This is a genomic window from Devosia sp. J20-27 (genome assembly GCF_055808595.1).
The window spans coordinates 1,449,732-1,469,615 of record NZ_CM147875.1 but is presented as its reverse complement, the minus strand read 5'-3'; the positions used below and the strand labels follow the sequence as shown (position 1 = coordinate 1,469,615).

The 19,884-nt window shown below is 66.7% G+C and carries 16 protein-coding genes; 7 read left to right on the top strand and 9 right to left on the bottom strand.

Annotated elements, in window-relative coordinates; all coding sequences use genetic code 11:
- Window positions 1–198 precede the first annotated feature (198 nt).
- Window positions 199–1,116 (top strand): nucleoside hydrolase, encoded by a 918-nt coding sequence (locus tag AC0L4C_RS07140; RefSeq protein WP_473402933.1) that lies wholly within the window; start codon window positions 199–201, stop codon window positions 1,114–1,116.
- Window positions 1,117–1,131: 15 nt separating this feature from the next.
- On the opposite strand, the gene AC0L4C_RS07135 is transcribed toward AC0L4C_RS07140, so the two are convergent.
- From AC0L4C_RS07135 to AC0L4C_RS07120, 4 genes are all read right to left on the bottom strand, one after another.
- The gene (locus AC0L4C_RS07135; RefSeq protein ID WP_473402932.1) at window positions 1,132–1,716 is read right to left on the bottom strand and encodes a DUF6969 family protein; all 585 of its coding nucleotides are present in this window, start codon (window positions 1,714–1,716) and stop codon (window positions 1,132–1,134) included.
- Window positions 1,717–2,031: a hypothetical protein gene (locus AC0L4C_RS07130; protein WP_473402931.1), complete on the bottom strand. Its 315-nt coding sequence runs from the start codon at window positions 2,029–2,031 to the stop codon at window positions 1,717–1,719.
- Window positions 2,028–3,242: a YeeE/YedE family protein gene (locus tag AC0L4C_RS07125; protein WP_473402930.1), complete on the bottom strand. Its 1,215-nt coding sequence runs from the start codon at window positions 3,240–3,242 to the stop codon at window positions 2,028–2,030. Before AC0L4C_RS07125 ends, AC0L4C_RS07130 begins: the two co-directional genes overlap by 4 nt.
- Window positions 3,243–3,327: 85 nt before the next feature.
- Window positions 3,328–4,230 (bottom strand): sulfurtransferase, encoded by a 903-nt coding sequence (locus AC0L4C_RS07120; RefSeq protein WP_473402929.1) that lies wholly within the window; start codon window positions 4,228–4,230, stop codon window positions 3,328–3,330.
- 291 nt (window positions 4,231–4,521) lie between these two features.
- On the opposite strand from AC0L4C_RS07120, the gene AC0L4C_RS07115 reads away from it, so the two are divergent.
- On the top strand, window positions 4,522–6,372 hold the full coding sequence (locus AC0L4C_RS07115) for a heavy metal translocating P-type ATPase (RefSeq protein ID WP_473402928.1): 1,851 nt from the start codon (window positions 4,522–4,524) through the stop codon (window positions 6,370–6,372).
- A gap of 56 nt (window positions 6,373–6,428) precedes the next feature.
- On the opposite strand, the gene AC0L4C_RS07110 is transcribed toward AC0L4C_RS07115, so the two are convergent.
- The 3 genes from AC0L4C_RS07110 to treZ form a co-directional block, all read right to left on the bottom strand.
- Window positions 6,429–6,794, bottom strand: coding sequence for a hypothetical protein (locus AC0L4C_RS07110; protein ID WP_473402927.1), 366 nt, complete (start codon window positions 6,792–6,794; stop codon window positions 6,429–6,431).
- A 70-nt stretch (window positions 6,795–6,864) separates the two neighbouring features.
- The gene (gene treY / locus AC0L4C_RS07105) at window positions 6,865–9,558 is read right to left on the bottom strand and encodes a malto-oligosyltrehalose synthase (protein WP_473402926.1); all 2,694 of its coding nucleotides are present in this window, start codon (window positions 9,556–9,558) and stop codon (window positions 6,865–6,867) included.
- Window positions 9,558–11,369, bottom strand: a complete 1,812-nt coding sequence (gene treZ, locus AC0L4C_RS07100; protein WP_473402925.1) for a malto-oligosyltrehalose trehalohydrolase — start codon at window positions 11,367–11,369, stop codon at window positions 9,558–9,560. The genes treY and treZ overlap by 1 nt, the downstream gene beginning before the upstream one ends.
- 282 nt (window positions 11,370–11,651) lie before the next feature.
- Here treZ and AC0L4C_RS07095 point away from each other — a divergent pair, with 282 nt between their 5' ends.
- Complete coding sequence (locus AC0L4C_RS07095) at window positions 11,652–12,737, top strand: Gfo/Idh/MocA family protein (protein ID WP_473402924.1); 1,086 nt, start codon at window positions 11,652–11,654, stop codon at window positions 12,735–12,737.
- On the opposite strand, the gene AC0L4C_RS07090 is transcribed toward AC0L4C_RS07095, so the two are convergent.
- Window positions 12,727–13,494, bottom strand: coding sequence for a hydroxypyruvate isomerase family protein (locus tag AC0L4C_RS07090; protein WP_473402923.1), 768 nt, complete (start codon window positions 13,492–13,494; stop codon window positions 12,727–12,729). The genes AC0L4C_RS07095 and AC0L4C_RS07090 overlap by 11 nt on opposite strands.
- A gap of 170 nt (window positions 13,495–13,664) precedes the next feature.
- Here AC0L4C_RS07090 and AC0L4C_RS07085 point away from each other — a divergent pair, with 170 nt between their 5' ends.
- Entirely contained in the window at window positions 13,665–15,545 is a 1,881-nt protein-coding gene (locus AC0L4C_RS07085; protein ID WP_473402922.1) for a diguanylate cyclase, read from the top strand.
- On the opposite strand, the gene AC0L4C_RS07080 is transcribed toward AC0L4C_RS07085, so the two are convergent.
- A complete protein-coding gene (locus tag AC0L4C_RS07080) occupies window positions 15,542–16,267 on the bottom strand; it encodes a GntR family transcriptional regulator (protein ID WP_473402921.1) in 726 nt (241 codons plus the stop codon). The genes AC0L4C_RS07085 and AC0L4C_RS07080 overlap by 4 nt on opposite strands.
- Before the next feature lie 162 nt (window positions 16,268–16,429).
- On the opposite strand from AC0L4C_RS07080, the gene AC0L4C_RS07075 reads away from it, so the two are divergent.
- The 3 genes from AC0L4C_RS07075 (at window position 16,430) to AC0L4C_RS07065 (ending at window position 19,883) form a co-directional block, all read left to right on the top strand.
- Window positions 16,430–16,591, top strand: coding sequence for a Thivi_2564 family membrane protein (locus tag AC0L4C_RS07075; protein ID WP_473402920.1), 162 nt, complete (start codon window positions 16,430–16,432; stop codon window positions 16,589–16,591).
- Window positions 16,592–16,692: 101 nt separating this feature from the next.
- Window positions 16,693–17,343, top strand: a complete 651-nt coding sequence (locus AC0L4C_RS07070) for an ABC transporter ATP-binding protein (protein WP_473402919.1) — start codon at window positions 16,693–16,695, stop codon at window positions 17,341–17,343.
- On the top strand, window positions 17,343–19,883 hold the full coding sequence (locus tag AC0L4C_RS07065) for an ABC transporter permease (protein ID WP_473402918.1): 2,541 nt from the start codon (window positions 17,343–17,345) through the stop codon (window positions 19,881–19,883). The genes AC0L4C_RS07070 and AC0L4C_RS07065 overlap by 1 nt, the downstream gene beginning before the upstream one ends.
- The last annotated feature ends 1 nt before the right edge of the window (window position 19,884 follow it).

Below are 19,884 nucleotides of genomic sequence, written 5' to 3'. Positions count from 1 at the left end.
CCCGCGCGACCGGCTGGTGACTCTTCCGGATCGCCGCCGCGAACCGGCTCGTCTTGTCCTGCAGCGACGTTGGGAACTCTTTTGACCCTCTGGGTGCCCGCAAAGCCGCCGCTGCGCCCCTTCCGACCAATGGGTAGCTTGCGCCGACATCGTGCGTGACGATCTGGATAGATCCCGACATGCCTGGAGGAGGACGCCTTGTCTCTGTCAGATACTGCCCGCCTGAACCTGTTGGCCCCGCGCGCCGGCACGCTGCGCTGTGTGCTCGATACCGACACCTATAACGAGATCGACGACCAGTTTGCTCTGGTACAGGTGCTGCTCTCGCCCGAACGCCTGGCTCTGGAGGCGATCTATGCGGCGCCTTTCTTCAACGATCGCTCGACCGGGCCGGGGCACGGCATGGAACTGAGCTACGACGAGATCCTCGCGCTGCTCGAGCGCCTCGACGTCAATCCTGACGGACTGGTGCATCGCGGCGTGGACGACTATGTCGGCCTGGCCAGAACGGCGCGCGACGCGCCAGCGGTCGATGACCTGATCGCCCGGGCCCGCCGCGGCTCCCCCGACAGCCCGCTCTATGTCATTGCCATTGGCGCCATCAGCAATGTGGCCTCGGCCCTGCTCAGGGCGCCGGACATCATCGACCGCACGGTCGTGGTCTGGCTCGGTGGCCATGCGCTGGAATGGCCGCACCAGCGGGAGTTCAATCTTCGGCAGGATGTGGGCGGCGCGCAGGTGCTGTTCGAGTCCGGTGTGCCGCTGGTACTGGTGCCCTGCAACGGTGTGGTGTCGCATCTGCAGTCCACCGTCCCCGAGATCGAGCGCTATGTCGAACCACACGGCGAGATCGGCAGGTTTCTTGCCATGCGTTTCAAGCAATATTCCGACGATCACCTCGGCTGGGCCAAGGAGATCTGGGACATGGCCCCCGTCGGCTGGCTGCTCGACGACACCTGGGCGCCCAGCGTCCTTCTCCCCACGCCGGTCATGACCGACAACACCACCTACAGCACCGATCGCGGCCGGCATCTGATGCGTTACGTCACCCATGTAAAGCGCAACCCGATCCTGCGGGATTTCTTCCTCAAGCTGGAGGCCCGCGCCGGAGTTTGACCCGCTGCCACAGCGTCAGGCCGGAATCCTGTACTCCGACAGGACCTCAATCGTCCGGTCGTCGCGCACGGCTTCGCCCCCCGCCGCAGCCCGCGCATTCAGCACGCGGTCCCGCTGCTGCAGCAACGCGATGATCTCCGCTTCATAGGCAACGAGGACCGCCGTCAGCCAGCGATTGACCAGATAGGACGGTCTGGGCATCTGCATGTCGAATCCCGAGAGCAGCGATATGGTCTCGTCTGCGTCGGCCCAGTCATCGCCAACGACCCACTGGTTGACGGTAAACAGCCGGGACAGGCGTCCACCGCTGTCCATCCCCACCGCGACCAGATGATGGATGGGACCGTCGGGGCCCTCCGGCCGGCGGAAGCAGTGGAAATGTCCATGCTCGGCGTCGCCTTCGGTCGCCGGATGACAATGGTAATACCATTGCGCATTGCTCGCCGGATCGAACACGTCACCGGGCGGGTAGTGCTCCCAGGCCGCAATCTCCGGCACGCCGCCGAACAGTTCGCCGAGGATACTGAGCCCGCCTTTGGCAAGGATGGCTTCGCAAAAGGCAATCTCGGTCAGCGCTTGCGCACGGTCAGACTGGGCCATCTAGCTCCCGTCCACCTTGAGGTCAGGCGCTTCCCCGCCTGCCGCGTTTGCCTTCGGCACGGGTGGCGGCGGGGCGAGCGTACTGGCGCCCTCGGCAGGACGCTTTGCCGGCGGCGGTGGCGCAGCCAGAAGCGTTGCGGCGCCCGCGGCGCAGGGCGCCACGGCACCGGCAGCGCATGGCGCAGCGCCCGCCGACTTGCTACCGGCGTCAAACACGGGACGCGGCGGCACCGGCCGGGTCGCATGATCGGCAGCAATGGCGGCGGTGGCAACAGCGAGCGCAGCGCCAAAGATCAGGGTGTTGCGAGCGGTCATTTCCTGGAGAATCCATCAAGGCCGAAAACCGGACGCAGGGCGACACCCCCTATCGAACCGACAAAGGCTGCTGCAAACCACAGCCAGCCGTGCACGCTTCCCGTGGCAATGCCGGAGAACAGCGCCCCGATATTGCAGCCGAACGCCAGCCGCGCGCCATAGCCCATCAGCAGGCCACCCACGATGGCGGCCAGCAGCGACCCCAGCGGCAGGCTGGCCTTGGGCGCGAATTTTCCGGCCACGGCCGCTGCAAGTGCCGCGCCCAGCACGAGGCCGAAATCCATCACCGAAACCGTATCGGCAAGCACGCTGGAATTGAGCGCCTGGGCCTGCGCCGGCCACGTCCAGAACTCCCAGCTCCCGACATCGACCCCCACTGCCTGTGCGATCTTGGCGCCCCACAGGCCAAAGCCATAGGTGATCGACCAGGGGTGCCCGGCGACCAGCAGCGTGGCGATGTTGAGCAGCGCCAGCACCAGACCCGCGCCGACCAGCGGCCACGGCCCGCGCAGCACCCAGCTCCAGCCTGCCCGGGCCGGCGCCGGGGTCCGCTCGATCGAGCCATGCGCCCGCTTCTCCACCAGCACCGTGATCAGCGCGACGAGCGCGAGGCCAAGTATGGTCACCGCGACGGCAAAGCCGACGCCGAATTCCGCGCCGAGGCTGATCGCCGGAAGCGAGGGTTGCTGCAGCCAGAACGGCAGATGCGCCGTCCCCACCACCGCGCCGACAATGAAGAAGGCAAGCGTTACCAGCATGCGCGACGAGCCGCCGCCGACCGTGAACAGCGTCCCCGAGCCGCAGCCGCCGCCCAGTTGCATGCCGAGCCCGAAGATGGCGGCACCAACCAGCACCGAAACACCGACCGGCGCCATCGCGCCGACAAGGGCCTGACCACCGATATTGCCGGCCGCGACCAGCGGGATCATGGCAATGGCGGCAACGCCGATGGCCAGCATTTGCGCGCGCATGCCCTGGCCGCGCCGTTCCACCACCATCCGGCGCCAGCCGCCGGTGAAACCGAACGAGCCGTGATAGAGCGCAACGCCCAGTCCGCCGCCGATGAGGAACAGGGCGCCCTGCCGCAGATCGACGGCAAGCGAGATGAACACGAAGCCGACGATGAGCATCGCAGCGGCGACCAGGAGAGGCGCGCGGTTGGCTTGTACCGAAGGCAGGAAGTTTGGCGCGATGCCGGAAACGTCGCTCATAGAACTCTGGGTGGCTGAACCGTGATTCCGGCTGCCGCCCTATGGGCAGCAGCCGGAACCGCAGTCGTTGGGGTCGAAGCTATGCTTACTGGATCGGTCGGGCCGGATCGGCGGTCCATTCCGCCATCGAGCCGTCATACATCGTGGTGTTGGCATTGCCACCCACTTCATGCAGGGCGAACCACGCAATCGAGGCCCAGTGACCGGTATTGCAGAAGACGATGTTCTTCTCGTCCGGCGCCAGGGCGACGCTCTGCATCAGCGCGGCGATCGTCTCGGGCTGCGCAAAGCTTGCATACTCGGCGCTGTAGAACTTCGAGTGCGGCAGATTGCGGGAGCCCGGAATGGTCCCTTCGATGCGCACCACCGGGCTCTTGGACTGGCCCAGATACTGCTCCTCGGGACGACCGTCGATCAGCTTGGTCCCGTCGGCCAGTGCGGCCTCCACATCGGCCGTGGTGGCCCGCAGCTGCGGCTGGATTTCATAGGGGAAGGTCACGGCCACCGGAGCAACCGGTTCGGCCACCCGCTCGCCGCCTTCGGCATCGTACTGCCGCCAGCCGCCATCCAGGATCGAGACCTCGTCATGGCCCAGATACTTGAAGGTCCAGAAGACGCGGGTGGCGCCGCCGAACTCGGACGAGTCGGTGCCCCAGGGAACGATCACGACATGGTCGTCTCCGTCGATGCCGAGGCCGCCGATCAGGCCAGCGATCTGCTCGGGCGCCGGGATCTGGCCCGGAACACCCTCGGCTTCGGTGCGCCACCCGGCGGTGCTGTAGGGCGCGACCACGGCATTGGCGATATAGGGCAGGTCACCGAGATCGGTCTCTGCCACCTTGTCGCGGATATCGACGATGACGACGTTTTCGTCATTGGCGTGCGCCTTCAGCCACTCCGCCGTGACGAGCGGCGTGGCGTCCGCTGCAAGCGACGCCACTGGGAACGCCGCCAGCACGGCAGCAACAAACAAACCAGCAATGCGCATACAAACCACTCCCAGGAAAAACGTGAACGAAATGTAGAGCGCATCGTCGCCCAAATCCACGATTGGCATTCTAAAGCTGACGGGGAACCAACAAAAACTCGCCTCCCTCGCGAACGATCGGAAGCAACGGTTTCCAGCTCGCCCCTGCCGGGGTCTTGTGCTGGACATCGTGGCAGTGGAAGCTCGGGTCGGCGAACCGATGCGAAGACGTGATGGGCGCCGCAACAAGGAGGCAGGCCCATTACCAGTTCGGCCAACCCGGAAACCACACCCTCCGGCAGCACCGGCGTCGTGACCGGCCATGGCCCGGCTGCAGGGCTCCGCGGCATCAACCTGCACTATGTTCTGGTCGGCATCGCCGTCACCGGCCTCGCAACCGGCATCGGTTTCTGGCTGCTCGGCCGGCCCGAGTGGTCGAGCCTCGCTTGGAGTGCCGCCACGCTGCCGGTGCTGCTGGCGCTGATCGTCGAGATCATCGGTTCGCTGCGCCGCGGCGATGTCGGCCTCGATATCGTCGCCGCCCTCTCCATGACGGCGGCGCTCGCCTTTGGCGAGACTCTCGCCGGCAATGTCGTGGCCCTGATGTATGCGGGCGGGCAGCTGCTGGAGACCTTTGCCCAGAGCCGGGCCCGCCGCGAGATGACGGCGCTGCTCGGCCGCGTCGCCCACTCGGCCATGCGCTATCACGGCGCCGACCTTGAGGAGGTGCCGGTCGCCGGGATCGTGCCGGGCGATCGCCTGCTGATCCGCAAGGGCGAAACCCTGCCCGTCGACGGCACCGTCACCGGCTCGGCAGCGACGCTCGATCTCTCGGCTCTGACCGGCGAATCCATTCCCCAGCGCATCCTGCCCGGTGGCGAAGGCCTCAGCGGCGCCACCTGCGTCGGCTCCTCCTTTGATCTGTTGGCCACGCGCCCGGCCTCGGAAAGTACCTATGCCGCCATCGTCCGGCTGGTCGAGCGCGCCCAGGCCAGCAAGGCCCCCATGGTGCGGCTGGCCGATCGCTACGCCATCTGGTTCCTCGTCTTCACCGTCGTGCTGGCCACCGCTGCCTGGCTGCTCACCGGCGATCCGGTCCGCGCCCTCAGCGTGCTGGTGGTCGCAACGCCCTGCCCGCTCATCCTCGCCGTGCCGGTGGCCGTCATCTCCGGCATCTCGCGCACCGCCCGTATCGGCGTGCTGGTCAAGGGCGGCGGCATCCTCGAAGCGCTGGCCAAGGTCGAGACCGCCGTGCTCGACAAGACCGGCACGCTCACCCATGGTCATGCCACGGTCTCCGCCATCCGCCCGGCCGAGGGCTTTTCCGAGGACGACGTGCTGCGCCTCGCCGCCAGTCTCGATCAGGCCTCCGGCCACGTCGTCGCCACCGCCCTGATCAGCGAGGCGACAAAGCGCGGCCTTCCGCTCTCCGCGCCGCTCGACACCGAGGAAACGCCGGGCGAGGGCATCGAAGGTCTGGTGGAGGGGCACCGGATCGTGGTCGGCGGCTACGGCTTTGTCAGCCGCCTCACGCCCGCGCCGATGCCGGCGTCATTGCAGGCCGGCCTGGCGCGCGATGTCATCACCGTGGCGGTCTCCAGCGACGGCGTCGCCGCCGGGCTGATCATCATGCAAGACCGGCTGCGCGACGACGCCACGCAGCTGCTCGGCGACCTCCGCAGCGCCGGCCTCAGGCGTATTGTTCTGGCCTCGGGCGACCGCGAGGAGATCGCCCGCTCGGTTGGCGAGGAACTGCAGGTCGACGAGGTGCTGGGCGCGCTCGATCCCGCCGGCAAGGTCGATGTCATCCGCAAGGAAGCGGCCACTGCCGTGGTGATGATGGTGGGGGATGGCGTCAACGATGCCCCTGCCCTCGCTGCGGCAGACGTCGGCGTCGCCATGGGCGCGCGCGGCACCGCCGCATCGTCCGAAGCCGCCGGCGTGGTGCTCCTCATAGACAAGCTCGGCCCCCTCGCCAAAGCCATCGTCATTGCCAGGCGCACCCGCAACATTGCCCTGCAAAGCGTCATCGTCGGCCTGGGCCTGTCGGTGATCGCGATGGTCTTTGCCGCCTTCGGCTATCTCTCGCCGGTCGAGGGTGCCCTGCTGCAGGAGGCCATCGACGTCGCCGTTATCCTCAACGCCCTGCGCGCCCTTCTTTAGAGTCACAGGGGAAGACATCCGCAAACGAAACGGCCGCCCGAGGGCGGCCGATTTTCTTAGTGCTCGCCGAGGGTGTCGAGCTTGGCGACCACGGTGGTCATCTGGCTGCGGAGCGCCTTCAGCGTCGCACGCATCTGGTCGAGGGCCTCGTCGCCGACCTTGGAGACCCCGCCCACTTCCGCCACCATTGAATCGAAGCGGCTGAGCAGTTCGTCGATGCCGTTGGCAGCAGCCGTCGCCTCGCGCAGCCGTTGCGGATCGATGTGACGCGTAGCTTCCGCCGTCGCGCAGGCGGCCCGATGCTTGGCCACTTCCTTGCGCGCGGCCTCAATGATGTCCTCGATCGGCCGCAGCTGCTCGAGCATCATTTCCTGCCGGATCAACAGCGCAACATCAGGGTGTGAGTCCTGTGTCTGGTTCATCTTCGTCAGTCTCCTTGCAGTCAAAACGGCTGGCCGGGACCGGAGGTTCCGATCGAGGCCGTTGATCTCCCTATTCGGTCACCGCGACCACGACCGGCAACCGGTCGAAATCGACGCGCAGTTGCCCTGCGTCGTCGACACTCCCCTCTCCCAGTTCGATCCGCCAACCTCCCGTTGGCGATGTTCCCAGATCCACTGTCGGCCGCTCTCCGGCCTCTGTCCGTCCGGGATAGAGCCGGACGGCGACAGCGATCGCGTCGGTCCCGTGGCGGCGCCGGAATGCCAGCACCGATCCGCCCACCGACACCTGCAGCTTTTCGTAGCTGCCTTCGGCAAACAGTGCCGGTCTGGCCTTGCGCAGCGCCAGCAGGGTGGCAATCACCCGCTGCTTGATACGCCCGTCACGCCAGGCCGCCAGCAAGGCCGGCAGCGGTACTGTCTCGTTGAGCGCCTCCGCCCGCACCGAGAAATCGACGGCGCGGCGGTTGTCGGGATCGACCATGCTCTGTTCCCAGAATTCCGCGCCCTGATAAATATCGGGCACCCCGGGAACACTCAGCTTGAGTACAGCAACAATAAGACCATTCTGCGCCCCTGCCAACGCCACATCCGCCTCAAATCGCTTGAAGTCGGCGAGGAAGCCATTCTCGGGCGATATATTGAGGGCCATTGCGACGAAATTCGACACCCGCGATTCGTAGTCTTCGTCCGGCAGCGTCCAGTTGGTGCGCGACCGCGCCTCGCGCATCGACTTGATCATCGCCGCCGTCAGCCGCTGGCAGAACAGCTCCACCGCGGCCGGGTCCAGCTCGGCATCGGGAGCAAATCCCGCCGGCCAGGCGCCGAGCAGCATCTGGAAGAAATAGTAGGCGTCGTTGGCGTCGATCTCGGGCGCTCCGGCCTGCTTGAGCGCCACCCGCCACCGGTCCACCGCGCCCAGCCATGCCTCGGCCCGGCTGCTCAGCACCGCCAGCCGCGCCCGGATATCCTCGCCCCGCTTGGTGTCGTGGCTCGAGCTGGTCAGCATGCCGTGTGGCGCATCGACCTGCCGCGCACTCTGGTAGGCGTGATAGGCATCGATGGACTTGCTGAGGAGGTCGGGCCGGTGCCCGACATCACTGCTGGCAATGAAGCGGTTGTAGCGATAGAGCGCCGTGTCCTCGAGCCCCTTGGCCATCACCGGCCCCGAGAACTGCTGGATGCGACGTGCAATGGCCGCCGCCATCGCCGTGTCATGCACCATGTCGCTGCCGCTCACCACCTGCTCGAGGAAGTCGAACACCGCCGGATAGAGCGTCGACGCCGTGTTCCGCGCCAGTTCGAACGCCGCCGCAATCTCGCGCCGGTCCGCTTCGCTCAACGGACCGCCATCGAAATAGGTGCGATAGACCTGCAGAGAGGCCACGTATTGCCGCAGGCCATTGCGCAGCGAATTGGTGGTGAGGTCGCTGGTCTCGCGCTGCGACGCGGCCAGTTCGGCCAGCTGCGCACAGATCGCGTCCAGTTCCGCCGACATCTCGAAATCCATGATCTCGAACTTGGCGACACGCTCGGTTTCGTCGACGCTCAAAAGGTCGCCGGTGATGTCCTGGTAGCCGCTGGTCAGCGCCGCCTCGCCCTCCGGGTCGGTGATCAGCTGCACCGTCTCGGTGATGAATTCATAGCCCGTGGTGCCGTCCACCTGCCAGTCGGCCGGTACCGTCTCGTGCGGCGCGAGGATCTTCTCGACCACGAGGTAGATCGGCCGCGGGCAGCGTTCCCGCAGTTTCAGCGCATAACCCTTGGGGTCGAACAGTCCGTCGATATGATCGACCCGCAGCCCGTCGACCAGCCCCTCCTCCACCAGCTGGAAGGTGAGCTTGTGCACATGCTCGAACACCTCGTTGCGTTCGACGCGCATGCCGGCCAGATCGGAGACGATGAAAAAGCGCCGGTAGTTGATGTCATCGGCGGCCACCGAATAGCGCGCCGGTCGCCAGTGCTGCGCATTGATCAGCGCGTCAAAGGCATCGGCGTTCTCAGGCCGGCCGAATTGCGCCACCCGCGCCCGCAGCGCATCGCCGGCTTCCGTCCCTGCTGCGGCCTTCTCGGCCAGTTCGCGCTTCAGCGCCGTGACGGTTTCGAGCCCCTCTTCCTCGCTCGCCTCCGACAGCGCCTTGCAGCGCTCGACAATGTTCTCGAGCCCGGCAATGCCGCCGATCACCTCGGCATAGCTTGGCAGCGCCAGCGGCAGCTTGTGCGTATCATGCATCCACACCGAGAGTTCGCCGGCCGTCTCGTCGAACCGCAATTGCAGATCGCCATTGCCCAGCGCATCCGCATAGGCCGAGCCGAGAAACGGCACCAGCACCTTGTGGTGCAGCGACGTTTCGGTCGGCATCCAGTTGACGTCGAACCAGCGCGCATAGCGGCTCTGCTCGCCCCACTCGAGCAGGTCGAGCCACATCTCGTTGTCGGCCCCGCCAATGCCCACGTGATTGGGCACGATATCGAGAATGATGCCGACGCCATGTGCCCGGAAGGCCGCCGCCATGGCGCGGAAATCCTCGAGCGTCCCCAGTTCGGGATTGAGCATCGAGTGATCGACGGTGTCGTAGCCATGCGCACTGCCGGCCCGCGCCTTCAGCACCGGGGACAGATAGGCATGGCTGATCCCCAAAGCCCCCAGATAGGGCGCCGTGGCTGCCGCGTCGCCGAAATCGAAGTCCTTGGTCAGTTGCAGTCGATAGGTGGCGCGCGGCACCGGGGTGGGTCGGGCAGTCATCAATTGGCCTCGGCTAGGGTAAGTGTCATCGACCAGGGAGCGTAGCTGCCGCCTTCGACCTTGCCTTCCTGCCAGATTGATCGGCCGGCCGGACGGGCGACATTGTCGAGCGGCCGCGCGTCGAGATTGGCGATCAGTGCCAGCGTCGAGCCGTCGCCCAGTTGCCACTGCACCGCGATGCCCTGGTCCTGCAGAATGTCATAGCTGCCCGCGTGTCCGCTCATGTTGGGCAGCCGCGGCACGATCTCGGCGTGTCGCGTCTCGATCAGCGTCCTGTAGAGCGCCAGCCATTGGCCATGCCCCATGCTCTGCTGCTGGTCCCAGTCGAGCTTGGCGGCCTCGAATGTCGTGCGGGCCATCGGGTCGGGCGGCGCCGTCCCCGAACTGGCCCATGGCGAGTCGGCGAACTCTTCCATGCGCGACCGGCGGATGATGTCGGCGAGGTCCTCGCCCACATCGGTGAAATACGGGAAGGGCCGCAGCGTGCCCCACTCCTCGCCCATGAACAGTAGCGGCACATGCGGCGCCAGCAGATAGATTGCCGCAATGGCCCGCACCGCTTCGGGCGGCGCAATCGCATGCAGCCGGTCGCCATGCGGCCGGTTGCCCACCTGGTCGTGATTCTGGATGAACGACACGAACGCCAGCGGCGGCAGATGCGCGCTCGGCTCGCCGCGAGCGTCGCCGGTATAGGCGGCTTTCTCGCCCTGATAGGCGAGCCCTTCGGCCAGCGACCGCGCCAGCAGGTCGCGACGGCCGGCATAGTCCACGTAATATTCGAATGCCTCACCGGTAACGGCACTGTGCAGGCAGTGGTGCAGGTCATCGCTCCACTGCGCCGTATAGAGCCCCGGCGTCAGGTCTTCCCGGCGCGTCATCCAGCCGGCGTGATTGTCCGAGTTCTCCGCCACAAGGTGCACATGCCGGCCATCGGTGGCGGCCCGCACCTGTTCGGCCATGTCCTGCAGCAGATGCAGCGGACCGCTGTCACGGATCGCATGCACCGCATCGAAGCGCAGACCGTCGAACCGGTATTCGTTGATCCAGAACTTGGCGTTGGCGATGGCGAAATCGCGCACCATGCTTGAGCCTTCATCGTCGAAATTCACCGCTGCTCCCCAGGGCGTCTCATGCTTGTCGGTCAGCACCGGCGTGTAGATCGACAGGTAATTCCCCTTCGGGCCGAAGTGGTTGTACACAACGTCGAGAAACACCATCAGGTTGCGCGCATGCGCGGCGTCGATGAGGGCTTTCAGGTCGTTGGGCGTGCCATAGCTCTGGTCGGGTGCGAACAGCAGCACACCGTCATAGCCCCAGTTCCAGCCGCCCGGGAACTCGGCCACCGGCATCAGTTCGATCGCGGTGACCCCGAGGCCGGCGAGATAGTCGAGCTTGTCGATAGCAGCGCGAAACGTCCCCTCCGGCGTAAACGTCCCGACATGCATCTCGTAGAGCACCGTCTCTTCCCACGGTCGCCCGCGCCAGCCCAGGTCGGTCCACTCGAATGCCAACGGATCGACAACCTCGCTCGGCCCCTCGACGTCGTTCGGCTGGTAGCGCGAGGCCGGATCGGGCACTTGCATGCCGTTCTCGAGCACGTAGTTGTAGCGCGTGCCAGGTCCGGCGCCGCGCACCTCGATCTCGTGCCAGCCGCGCGGCTGCGCCTGCAGCGGCAGAGTCTTGTCCATGTCGTGCAGTCGTATCGACACGCTCTCGCACTGCGGCGCCCACAGGCGGAAACGGCATCCGTCCCGCGTCAGCTGCGTCCCGAATTTCATTTCCTGTTCGCGGCGGATCGTACGGAAGGTCATGTCGGTCACCCGATCTCCTCATTGCATGGAACAAACCGGCGGCATCCGGTCCCCGGACCGGGCGGTCGGAACGCGGTTTGCGAAAATGTCGACCAATCCCGGCGAGGGGACTGAACTTACAATGTGCTCGATGGTTGAACCTTTTGACGCAATTGACCGCCCATGTCGAATCCGTGTCACATCGGGTCTCGATCAACCATCGCGCAGCAAGCTACTCCCCCCGACACCTGCCGGGGCGCCAATGTGCAGCAGGCTGCTGGAACCGCCTCCCGGAGACACCTGATGACCGCTGCAACACGCCTGCTGATCCTGGGCACCGGAGGCATGGCACGGCTGCATGCCGAAGCCTTCAAGACCATCGACACCGTCGCCATCGTGGCGGCCGTCGACGTCAATCCCGAGCGGCTGAACGCCTATTGCGACAAGCATGGCGTCCCCAACCGCTTCAACTCTCTCGAGGCGGCGCTGGCCTGGGGCGAGTTCGACGCCGTCGCCAACATCACGCCCGACAACGCCCATCACCCCACCACCATGCAACTGCTCGCCGCCGGCAAGCACGTCTTCTGCGAAAAGCCTCTGGCGACCAACCACGCCGACGCACTCGAAATGACCGAGGCTGCGACGCGGGCCGGGCTCGTCGGCATGGTCAACCTCACCTACCGCAACGTCCCGGCCCTGCAGCGCGCCCGCGAAATGGTGCTGGCCGGCGACATCGGCGACATCCGCCACATCGAGGCCTCCTACCTGCAGAGTTGGCTCACCAGCAACCAGTGGGGCGACTGGCGCACCACGCCCGCCTGGCTCTGGCGCCTGTCACGCCAGCATGGCTCGAACGGCGTGCTGGGCGATATCGGCATCCACATCCTCGATTTCGCCTCCTACGGCAGCGCTTCGGAAGTCCGGGAGATGTCCTGCCGGCTCAAGACCTTCCACAAGGCCAAGGATGACCGCATCGGCGAGTATCTGCTAGATGCCAACGACAGCTTCGTCATGTCCGTCGAATTCGACAACGGCGCACTGGGCGTCATCCACGCCTCGCGCTTTGCCACCGGCCACGCCGATGATCTCTTCCTGCGCATCTTCGGCGATACCGGCGGGCTCGAAGTCCGCTTTGCTGTCGAAGCCCCTGGTGGCCCGCGCATCTCGCGCCTGCGCGCCTGCCTCGGCGAGGACCGCCACACCCAGACCTGGACCGAAATCCCGCTCGAGCCGGTCGAGACCAACTACCAGCGCTTCATCCGCGCCGTCCGCGAGGGGCATACGCTCGAGCCGTCATTTGCCCATGCCGCCAATCTGCAGCGCATCCTCGACAGCGCTCTTGCCGCCGAACGCTCCCGGCCCGGCGAAAGCGCCGTCGCTACCGCGTAAGCGCCTGCCGCCACCCCAGCCCCGTGTCGGTATCGCCGCGGGGCCGGTACTCGCAGCCGACAAACCCGTCATAGCCCAGCCGCTCGATCGCCGCGAACACCGCCGCGTAATCGAGCTCACCCTCGTCCGGCTCGGCGCGTGACGGCACAGCCGCGATCTGGATGTGGCCGACCAGCGGCCACATCTGCGCCAGCCGGCCGATCACCTCGCCCTGCCCGGCGCCCACATGATAGCAGTCGAACATCATCCGCACGTTCGGCCTGCCCGTCAGGGCGATGATTTCGGCCACCCGCTCCACCTGCCAGTAGAAATAGCCCGGCTTGTCGCGCCGGTTGATGGCTTCGAGCAGCACGGTGACGCCGCTCCCGGCCGCCGCGTCCGCCGCGGCCTGCAGGTTCTCCACCAGCACCGCCGCACTCTCGGCGCTATCCGCCGCCACCCCGGCCATGGCGTGGATCGCTGTCGCTCCTGCTGCTTGGGCATAGTCGAGCGATTGCCGGAACGCCGCCCGGAAATCGGCCTGCCGCCCGGGCAGGGCCGCCAGTCCGAAATCTCCCGCACGCTCGCCCGGCGCCGTATTCAGTCCCAGCAGCGTCACGCCCGCGGCGGCGCAGGCAGCCCGTGTCTCGCTGGCCGGGACATCGTATGGCCAATGCAGTTCGACCGCCGGAAACCCGGCCCGGCCCGCCGCCGCGATGCGTTCGAGCAAGGGCCTGTCAGTCCACATGAAACCCAGATTGGCCGAAAACTTGATCATTTCATCCCGTCCCGATGCGCAATTCTCCAGCCCGCGTGCGCCGGAAAAGCCCGGTTAACCGGCTGGAAGGGTTAATAGCCCTAAAACTCCAATGTTGTCTGCGCGTATTGGAGTGATTGACTGTCGTGTGGTTCGTCCTGATTGCGAACTTGGCCGTTGTGGCACTCTTCGTGTCCCTCTGGGTCCACGCCCAGCAGGTCCTTGAACGGCACCCGCGCCGCTATCGCAAGCTCGCCTTTGCCACTGCCATGGGCCTGGCGGCGCTGGCGACCATGCAACTGCCCGTCGAACTGATGACCGGCGCGCCGTTCGACCTGCGCGCCATCCCGATTGCCCTCTCCGGATTTTTCGGCGGACCCGTCATTGGCCTCGCCGCCGCGCTGCTGGCCGCCGGCGGGCAACTCGTCCTCGGCGGCCCCGGTCTCTGGCCCGGTCTCGCGGTCATCGTGCTCACCGCAGTTGTCGCCACGGGCTGCCGCCTGCTCTCGGGTCGCCGCTGTACCCCGCTGGCCCTGCTGTCCAGCTCGGTCCTGATCGGTATCGGCACGGCCTGCGGCTTCTCCCTCGTGCCCGCCGCAGCCGACCTTGGCGGTGTGCTCGCCAGCGCCGCGCTCATCGCGCCGCTGGTGACCATCGGCCTGCTGCTGGCGTCGGCCGCCCTGCGCCACGGCAAACGCCTCGCCTTCGAACACACGCTGCTCAAGGCCGCCGTGACCGAGGCGCCGGATTTCTTCTACATCAAGAACACCACGGGCCGCTTCATCGCCACCAATCTCGGCGTCGCCCGCGAGCTCGGCTTCGCCGGCCCGCGCCAGCTTGTCGGCAAGCTGGAGGCCGAAGCCTTTCCACCGGGCCGCGCCGAAGAGGTGGCCGCCTGCGACGCGGAGATCGTCCGCACCGATGCGACGGTCAACAACATCGAGGAAGCCCATCTCGGCCGCGACGGGGAGCAGCGCTGGCATTCCACCTCCAAGTCCACGCTGCACGACAGCGAGGGCAACGTGATCGGACTTGTCGGCGTCACCCGCGACATCACGGATCGCCGTCGCCTCGAGGAAAAGGCCGCCCGCGATCACAACCTCGTCTCCTTCGCGCTCACCGAAATGTCGGATGGCCTCGCCATGTTCGACGACGCCGGCTATCTCGTCCTCTGCAATCAGCGCTATGCCGAACTCTTCCCGCTGCCCGACAACCGGCCGCATGAAGGCGCTCATATCCACGACATTCTCGCGGCGGTCGTTGCCGCCGGCGAGCAGCTCGCCCTTCCCGACGATCCACAGGCGCAGCGCGCCTGGGTCGAGCGCATTGCCCTCGATCTCAGGCACGAAAGCCAGATCGAGGTCGGCTACAAGGATGCCCGCTGGCTGCAGATCCGCACCCGCCCGACTAGCGACGGCTCCTCGCTCATCGTCGTGTCCGATATCACCGCCATCAAGAATTCCGAGCTGTCGCTGCAGGGCATGACCGATCAGCTCAAGGAACTGGCGACCACCGACGGACTCACCGGCCTCTTCAACCGCCGCTCCTTCGACCAGATCTTCGGCAACGAGCTGGCCCGCACCGCCCGCGAGCGCCAGCCCGTCAGCCTGCTGATGATCGATGTCGATCGCTTCAAGGCCTACAATGACTGCTACGGTCACCAGGCCGGCGACAAATGCCTCAAGCTCGTCGCCAGCAGCCTGCGCGACGCCGCCCTGCGCCCCGGCGATTCCCTCGCCCGCTATGGCGGCGAGGAGTTCGTCGCCGTGCTGCCCAACACCGACGAGGACGGCGCCTATGTCATCGCCGAGCGGCTGCGTCGCAGCCTGCGCGACCTCGCTTTGCCGCATGAGGCCAGCGAAAAGGGCGTTATCACCGTCAGCGTCGGCATCGCCAGCTATGCCGACAACGCCGTGGATCGTTCCGAAGTCGACCTGCTGCGCCGCGCCGATCAGGCCCTCTATGACGCCAAGGCCGCCGGCCGCGACCGCGTCACCGGCTTCCGTGGCACCCTCGACGTGGTGCCGCGGCGCCTGCGCGACGGCGACCAGCGCCTGGTCCGCTCCAGCTAGAGCTTGAGCGCCTGCAGGTCGTCGCGAGCGATATAGTCCTGGATCTGCCGGACAATCTGCGCCGCATGGCCGGCTGCCAGCTGTTCGCCAAGTTCGGCGTCGCCCGCTTCAATGGCCTGGATGATCGCCTCGTGCTCGTCGACATACTGGCGCGGCAGCTTGTCATCGAAGCTCGAATAATAGAGCCGCAGGATCCGCCGCCCTTCGTCGAGCAGCCGCGTGAACAGCCCGGTGAAATGCGGATTGCCGCCCGCTTCGGCGATGGCGACGTGGAAATCGCGATTGGTGCTGATCATCTCGCGCGCATCGCGCCGCCGCACCGCATCGGCAAATCCGGCCTGATGCGCCCGGATCGTGACCAGATGCTCGGCCCGCCGGCGCAGCGCCGCGGTGCGCGTCGTCACCCGGTACATCAGCGTCAGCGCCTCGAAATAAGTCGGCAGCCCGATGAAGTCGATCGGCGTCACGATCGTCGACCGATTGGGCAGCGTCGTCACCAGCCCCTCGGCCGCCAGCCGCACCAGCGCCTCGCGGATCGGCGTGCGCGACATGGCGAACTGTTCCGACAGCGACACCTCGTCCAGCGCACTGCCCGGCGCCAGCGTCAGTTCGACGATCGATTGCTTGAGCCGGTCATAGACGCGCTGCGCCCCGCCGCCCCGTACGCGCGGGCCGACGAGTTCGTCCGTGTCCTCGATCGTCTCTGGTGGTTTTCCGGCCATGGCTTGGTGTTCCTGAGGCTACAGCAAGACCTCAACCGGCCCGCCGGTGCAAGTCGGCTTTCGTCGGACCAGACAATTCCGCCGCACTCATGGCACTTTTTCGCCACTGGCTCGTTGTCTGGGCAACCGGGGTAGCGTCACACCCCTTCAACGGAGTGCCCAATGTCTGTTCTCGTCGGAATTCTGATCACCTTTCTCGTCGTCGTCCTCATCCTCTGGCTGGTTCAGCGCCTGCCGGTCGAGGCGCGCATCAAGCAGATCATCCAGATCGTCGTCATCATCATCGGCATCATCTCGCTGCTGAAATATCTGGCGGTGTTCTGACGCAGGCGGGCGCCGCCGATTGATTTTGCGGCGTCGCCGCCTATCTATGCGGGACCACCAGAGTTGATTTGATGTCCCTGCCCGTCGTTCAGGCTACCGGAGTGAACCTCCATCTCGAGAGCGGGGGCGTTCCCCTCCACATCCTCAAGGACGTGGACCTCACCCTCGCAGCCGGCGAAGTCGCCGCCGTTGTCGGTCCCTCCGGCAGCGGCAAGACCTCGCTGCTCATGGTCCTCGGCGGCCTCGAGCGCGCCAGCAACGGCACCATCGTGCTGAACGGCACGCCGATGACCAGCATGAACGAGGATCAGCTGGCCATCGCCCGGCGCAACAACCTCGGCATCCTGTTCCAGAACTTCCACCTCGTGCCCTCGATGACGGCGCTCGAAAACGTCGCCCTGTCGCTCGAGATTGCCGATGCCGGCATGCCCTGGCAGGCCATTCGCGACCGCGCCACAGCCGCGCTCGAGGAAGTCGGTCTCGGCGATCGCCTGACCCACCTGCCCAGCGCCCTTTCGGGCGGTGAGCAGCAGCGCGTCGGCCTCGCTCGCGCCATGGTCACCGAGCCCCGGCTGCTGCTGGCCGACGAACCCACCGGCAATCTCGACCAGTCGACTGGCGCCCGCATCATCGAGCTGATGTTCGGCCTCGCCCGCACCAAGGGCACCTCGATCCTGCTCATCACCCACGACCCGGCGCTTGCCGCCAAGGCCGACCGGCAATTGCACATGAACCAGGGTCGGCTCAGCTGATGACCGTCCTCGGCGCGTGGTTGCGAGTAGCCCTGCGCGACCTGCGCGGCGATCTGCGGCGCTTCGGCATCCTGCTCGCCTGCCTGGCACTCGGCGTCGGCACCATCGCCATTGTCGGCTCCGTCGGCGCCTCGATGCAGGCCGCCCTCGCCCGCGATGCCCGTACCGTGCTGGGCGGCGATCTCGAGGCCAGCCTCTCCTACCGCGCCGCCAACGAAGCCGAACGTGCCCTCTTTTCCGAGCTCGCCACCGTCAGCGAGGTCGTCGAGGTCATGGGCCGCGCCCGCGTGCCTGGCCAGAGCGCCTTTCTGGCGCTGCGCGGCGTCGATGACAATTATCCGCTGCTCGGCAGCGTCGAGCTCGAGACCGACGGTCCACCCGCCTCCCTCGCCACGCTGCTGGCCAACCGCGACGGCCACTATGGCGCCGTCGTCGATTCCCTGCTGCTCGACCGCATGGGCATCAAGCTGGGCGACCTCGTCACCATCGGCGAGGCCGACTTCCAGCTCCGCGGCATCCTCAAATCCCTGCCCGACCAGGTGACGCAGGGCGTGCAGCTCGGCATCCCGGCGCTGCTTTCGGTTGAGGGTCTGGGCACCACCGGCATCCTGCAGCCCGGCGTACTGGCCAAGTATCGTTACAAGATGCTGCTCGATCCGCCCGGCTTCATCGCCACTGCGGTCACCATCCGCAACGCCTTCCCCGATGCCGGCTGGACCATTGCCTCGCCCCAGGATGCCACTGCCGACCTCGCCCGCTTCTTTGATGTCTTCGCGCGCTTCCTCGTCATTGTCGGCCTCTCCTCGCTGATCGTCGGCGGCGTCGGCGTCTCCAATGCGGTCAGCGCCTATGTCACCGAGCGCCAGCGCTCCATCGCCACCATGCGCAGCCTCGGCGCCACCAGCACCCGCATCCTCTTCCATTTCCTCACCCAGGTGATGATCCTCACCCTGATCGGCATCGCTCTCGGCATCGCCCTCGGCATTGTCCTCACCCTGGTTGCCCTGCCCGTCATCGGTGGCCTGCTCCGGCTCGACCTGCCCGCCGTGGTCGACGCCACCTCGCTGCTCACCGCGGGCGGCTTCGGCCTGCTGATCGGCTTCGCCTTCGGCTACCTGCCGCTGCATCGCGCCCAGGCCCTGAAGCCGGCCCTGCTGTTCCGCTCCGCCGGCTCCGCCATCGAAGGCGTCACCACCTGGCGCGATCTGGCCAGTCCGGCGCTGTGGCTGCCTCTGCTCGTCGCCCTCGGCGGCATTTACGCGCTCGCCGCCGTCACCACCGGCCGGCCGCTGCTGGTCTTCTACTACGCCCTCGGCGTCGCCTTCGCCTTCCTCTTGCTGCGCGGCGCCGCCTGGCTGCTGCAGCGCGGTCTCCGCCTCGTGCCGCCGCTGCCCAATGCCCATCTGCGCAATGCCCTCAAGGCCATCCATCGCCCCGGCGCCCCGGCGCCGGTGGTCATCATGTCGCTCGGGCTCGGCCTCGCGCTGCTGCTGATCATCTCGCTGGTCGACGGCAGCCTGCGCCGCCAGCTCGACCGCGAGTCGATCCCGGACGCCCCGACCTTCGTGTTCATGGATCTGTTCGATGACGAGGCCGCCGATCTCACGACCTTCGCCACCACCGACGCCCGCATCGAGACCTTCACCGCCACGCCGATGATCCGTGGGGCCTTCACCTCGGTCAACGGCACCCCGGTCGCCGATCTGCCGCGCGTCGACACCGACTTTTCCTGGATTTACGAAAACGAGATCCCGCTCAGCTTCACCGGCGAACTGCCCGACAAGTCCACCATCACCCAGGGCGAGTGGTGGCCCGCCGACTATGCTGGCCCGCCGCTGATCTCGGTCTTTGACAGGCTGCGCGAGCCGCTCGGCCTGAAACTGGGCGACGAGGTCACCCTCACCATCTTCGGCGAGCCGGTGACCGCCAAGATCGCCTCCTTCCGCGACTTCGTCTGGCGCTCGGGCGGCATCAATTTCTCCTTCCTGCTCTCGCCTGGCGCCGTCACCACGCCCGTCAGCTATATCGGCCTGCTCAAGACCGCCCCCGGCGACGAGCGCGCCGTGCAGCAGGCGCTGATCGACGCCTTCCCCGAGCTGATTTTCGTGCCCGTCGGCGAGGCGATCGACGCGCTCGCCAGCATTCTCGGGGCGGTCACCAATGCCGTCGCTGTCATCGGCGGGCTGGCCGTCGTCTCCGGGCTGTTCGTGCTCGCCGGGGCCATGGCCGCCGGCCGCAAGCAGCGCGAGGCCGATGCCGTGGTGATGAAGGTCCTCGGCGCCAGCCGCAGCGACGTCATCGTCGCCTATATCGTCGAATATGGCCTCTTGGGTGCCCTCGCCGCCCTGCTGGCGGTTGCCCTTGGCGTTGCCGGCTCCTGGGCCTTCGTCACCCGCATCCTCGAGATCGACTATTTTGCCGATCCGCTGACCATCGCCGTCGTTGTGCTCGGCGCCGTCCTGCTCAGCATCGCCATCGGCGTCGCCTCGACCTGGTCCGCCCTCTCGATCCGACCGGCCCGCTTCCTGCGCGAGGAATGAA

Coding starts and splice junctions, on each gene's coding strand:
- AC0L4C_RS07135 (WP_473402932.1), bottom strand. CDS start 1,716: ATGGCCCAGTCTGACCGTGCGCAAGCGCTGACCGAGATTGCCTTTTGC.
- AC0L4C_RS07130 (WP_473402931.1), bottom strand. CDS start 2,031: ATGACCGCTCGCAACACCCTGATCTTTGGCGCTGCGCTCGCTGTTGCC.
- AC0L4C_RS07125 (WP_473402930.1), bottom strand. CDS start 3,242: ATGAGCGACGTTTCCGGCATCGCGCCAAACTTCCTGCCTTCGGTACAA.
- AC0L4C_RS07120 (WP_473402929.1), bottom strand. CDS start 4,230: ATGCGCATTGCTGGTTTGTTTGTTGCTGCCGTGCTGGCGGCGTTCCCA.
- AC0L4C_RS07110 (WP_473402927.1), bottom strand. CDS start 6,794: ATGAACCAGACACAGGACTCACACCCTGATGTTGCGCTGTTGATCCGG.
- treY (WP_473402926.1), bottom strand. CDS start 9,558: ATGACTGCCCGACCCACCCCGGTGCCGCGCGCCACCTATCGACTGCAA.
- treZ (WP_473402925.1), bottom strand. CDS start 11,369: ATGACCTTCCGTACGATCCGCCGCGAACAGGAAATGAAATTCGGGACG.
- AC0L4C_RS07095 (WP_473402924.1), top strand. CDS start 11,652: ATGACCGCTGCAACACGCCTGCTGATCCTGGGCACCGGAGGCATGGCA.
- AC0L4C_RS07090 (WP_473402923.1), bottom strand. CDS start 13,494: ATGATCAAGTTTTCGGCCAATCTGGGTTTCATGTGGACTGACAGGCCC.
- AC0L4C_RS07080 (WP_473402921.1), bottom strand. CDS start 16,267: ATGGCCGGAAAACCACCAGAGACGATCGAGGACACGGACGAACTCGTC.
- AC0L4C_RS07075 (WP_473402920.1), top strand. CDS start 16,430: ATGTCTGTTCTCGTCGGAATTCTGATCACCTTTCTCGTCGTCGTCCTC.
- AC0L4C_RS07065 (WP_473402918.1), top strand. CDS start 17,343: ATGACCGTCCTCGGCGCGTGGTTGCGAGTAGCCCTGCGCGACCTGCGC.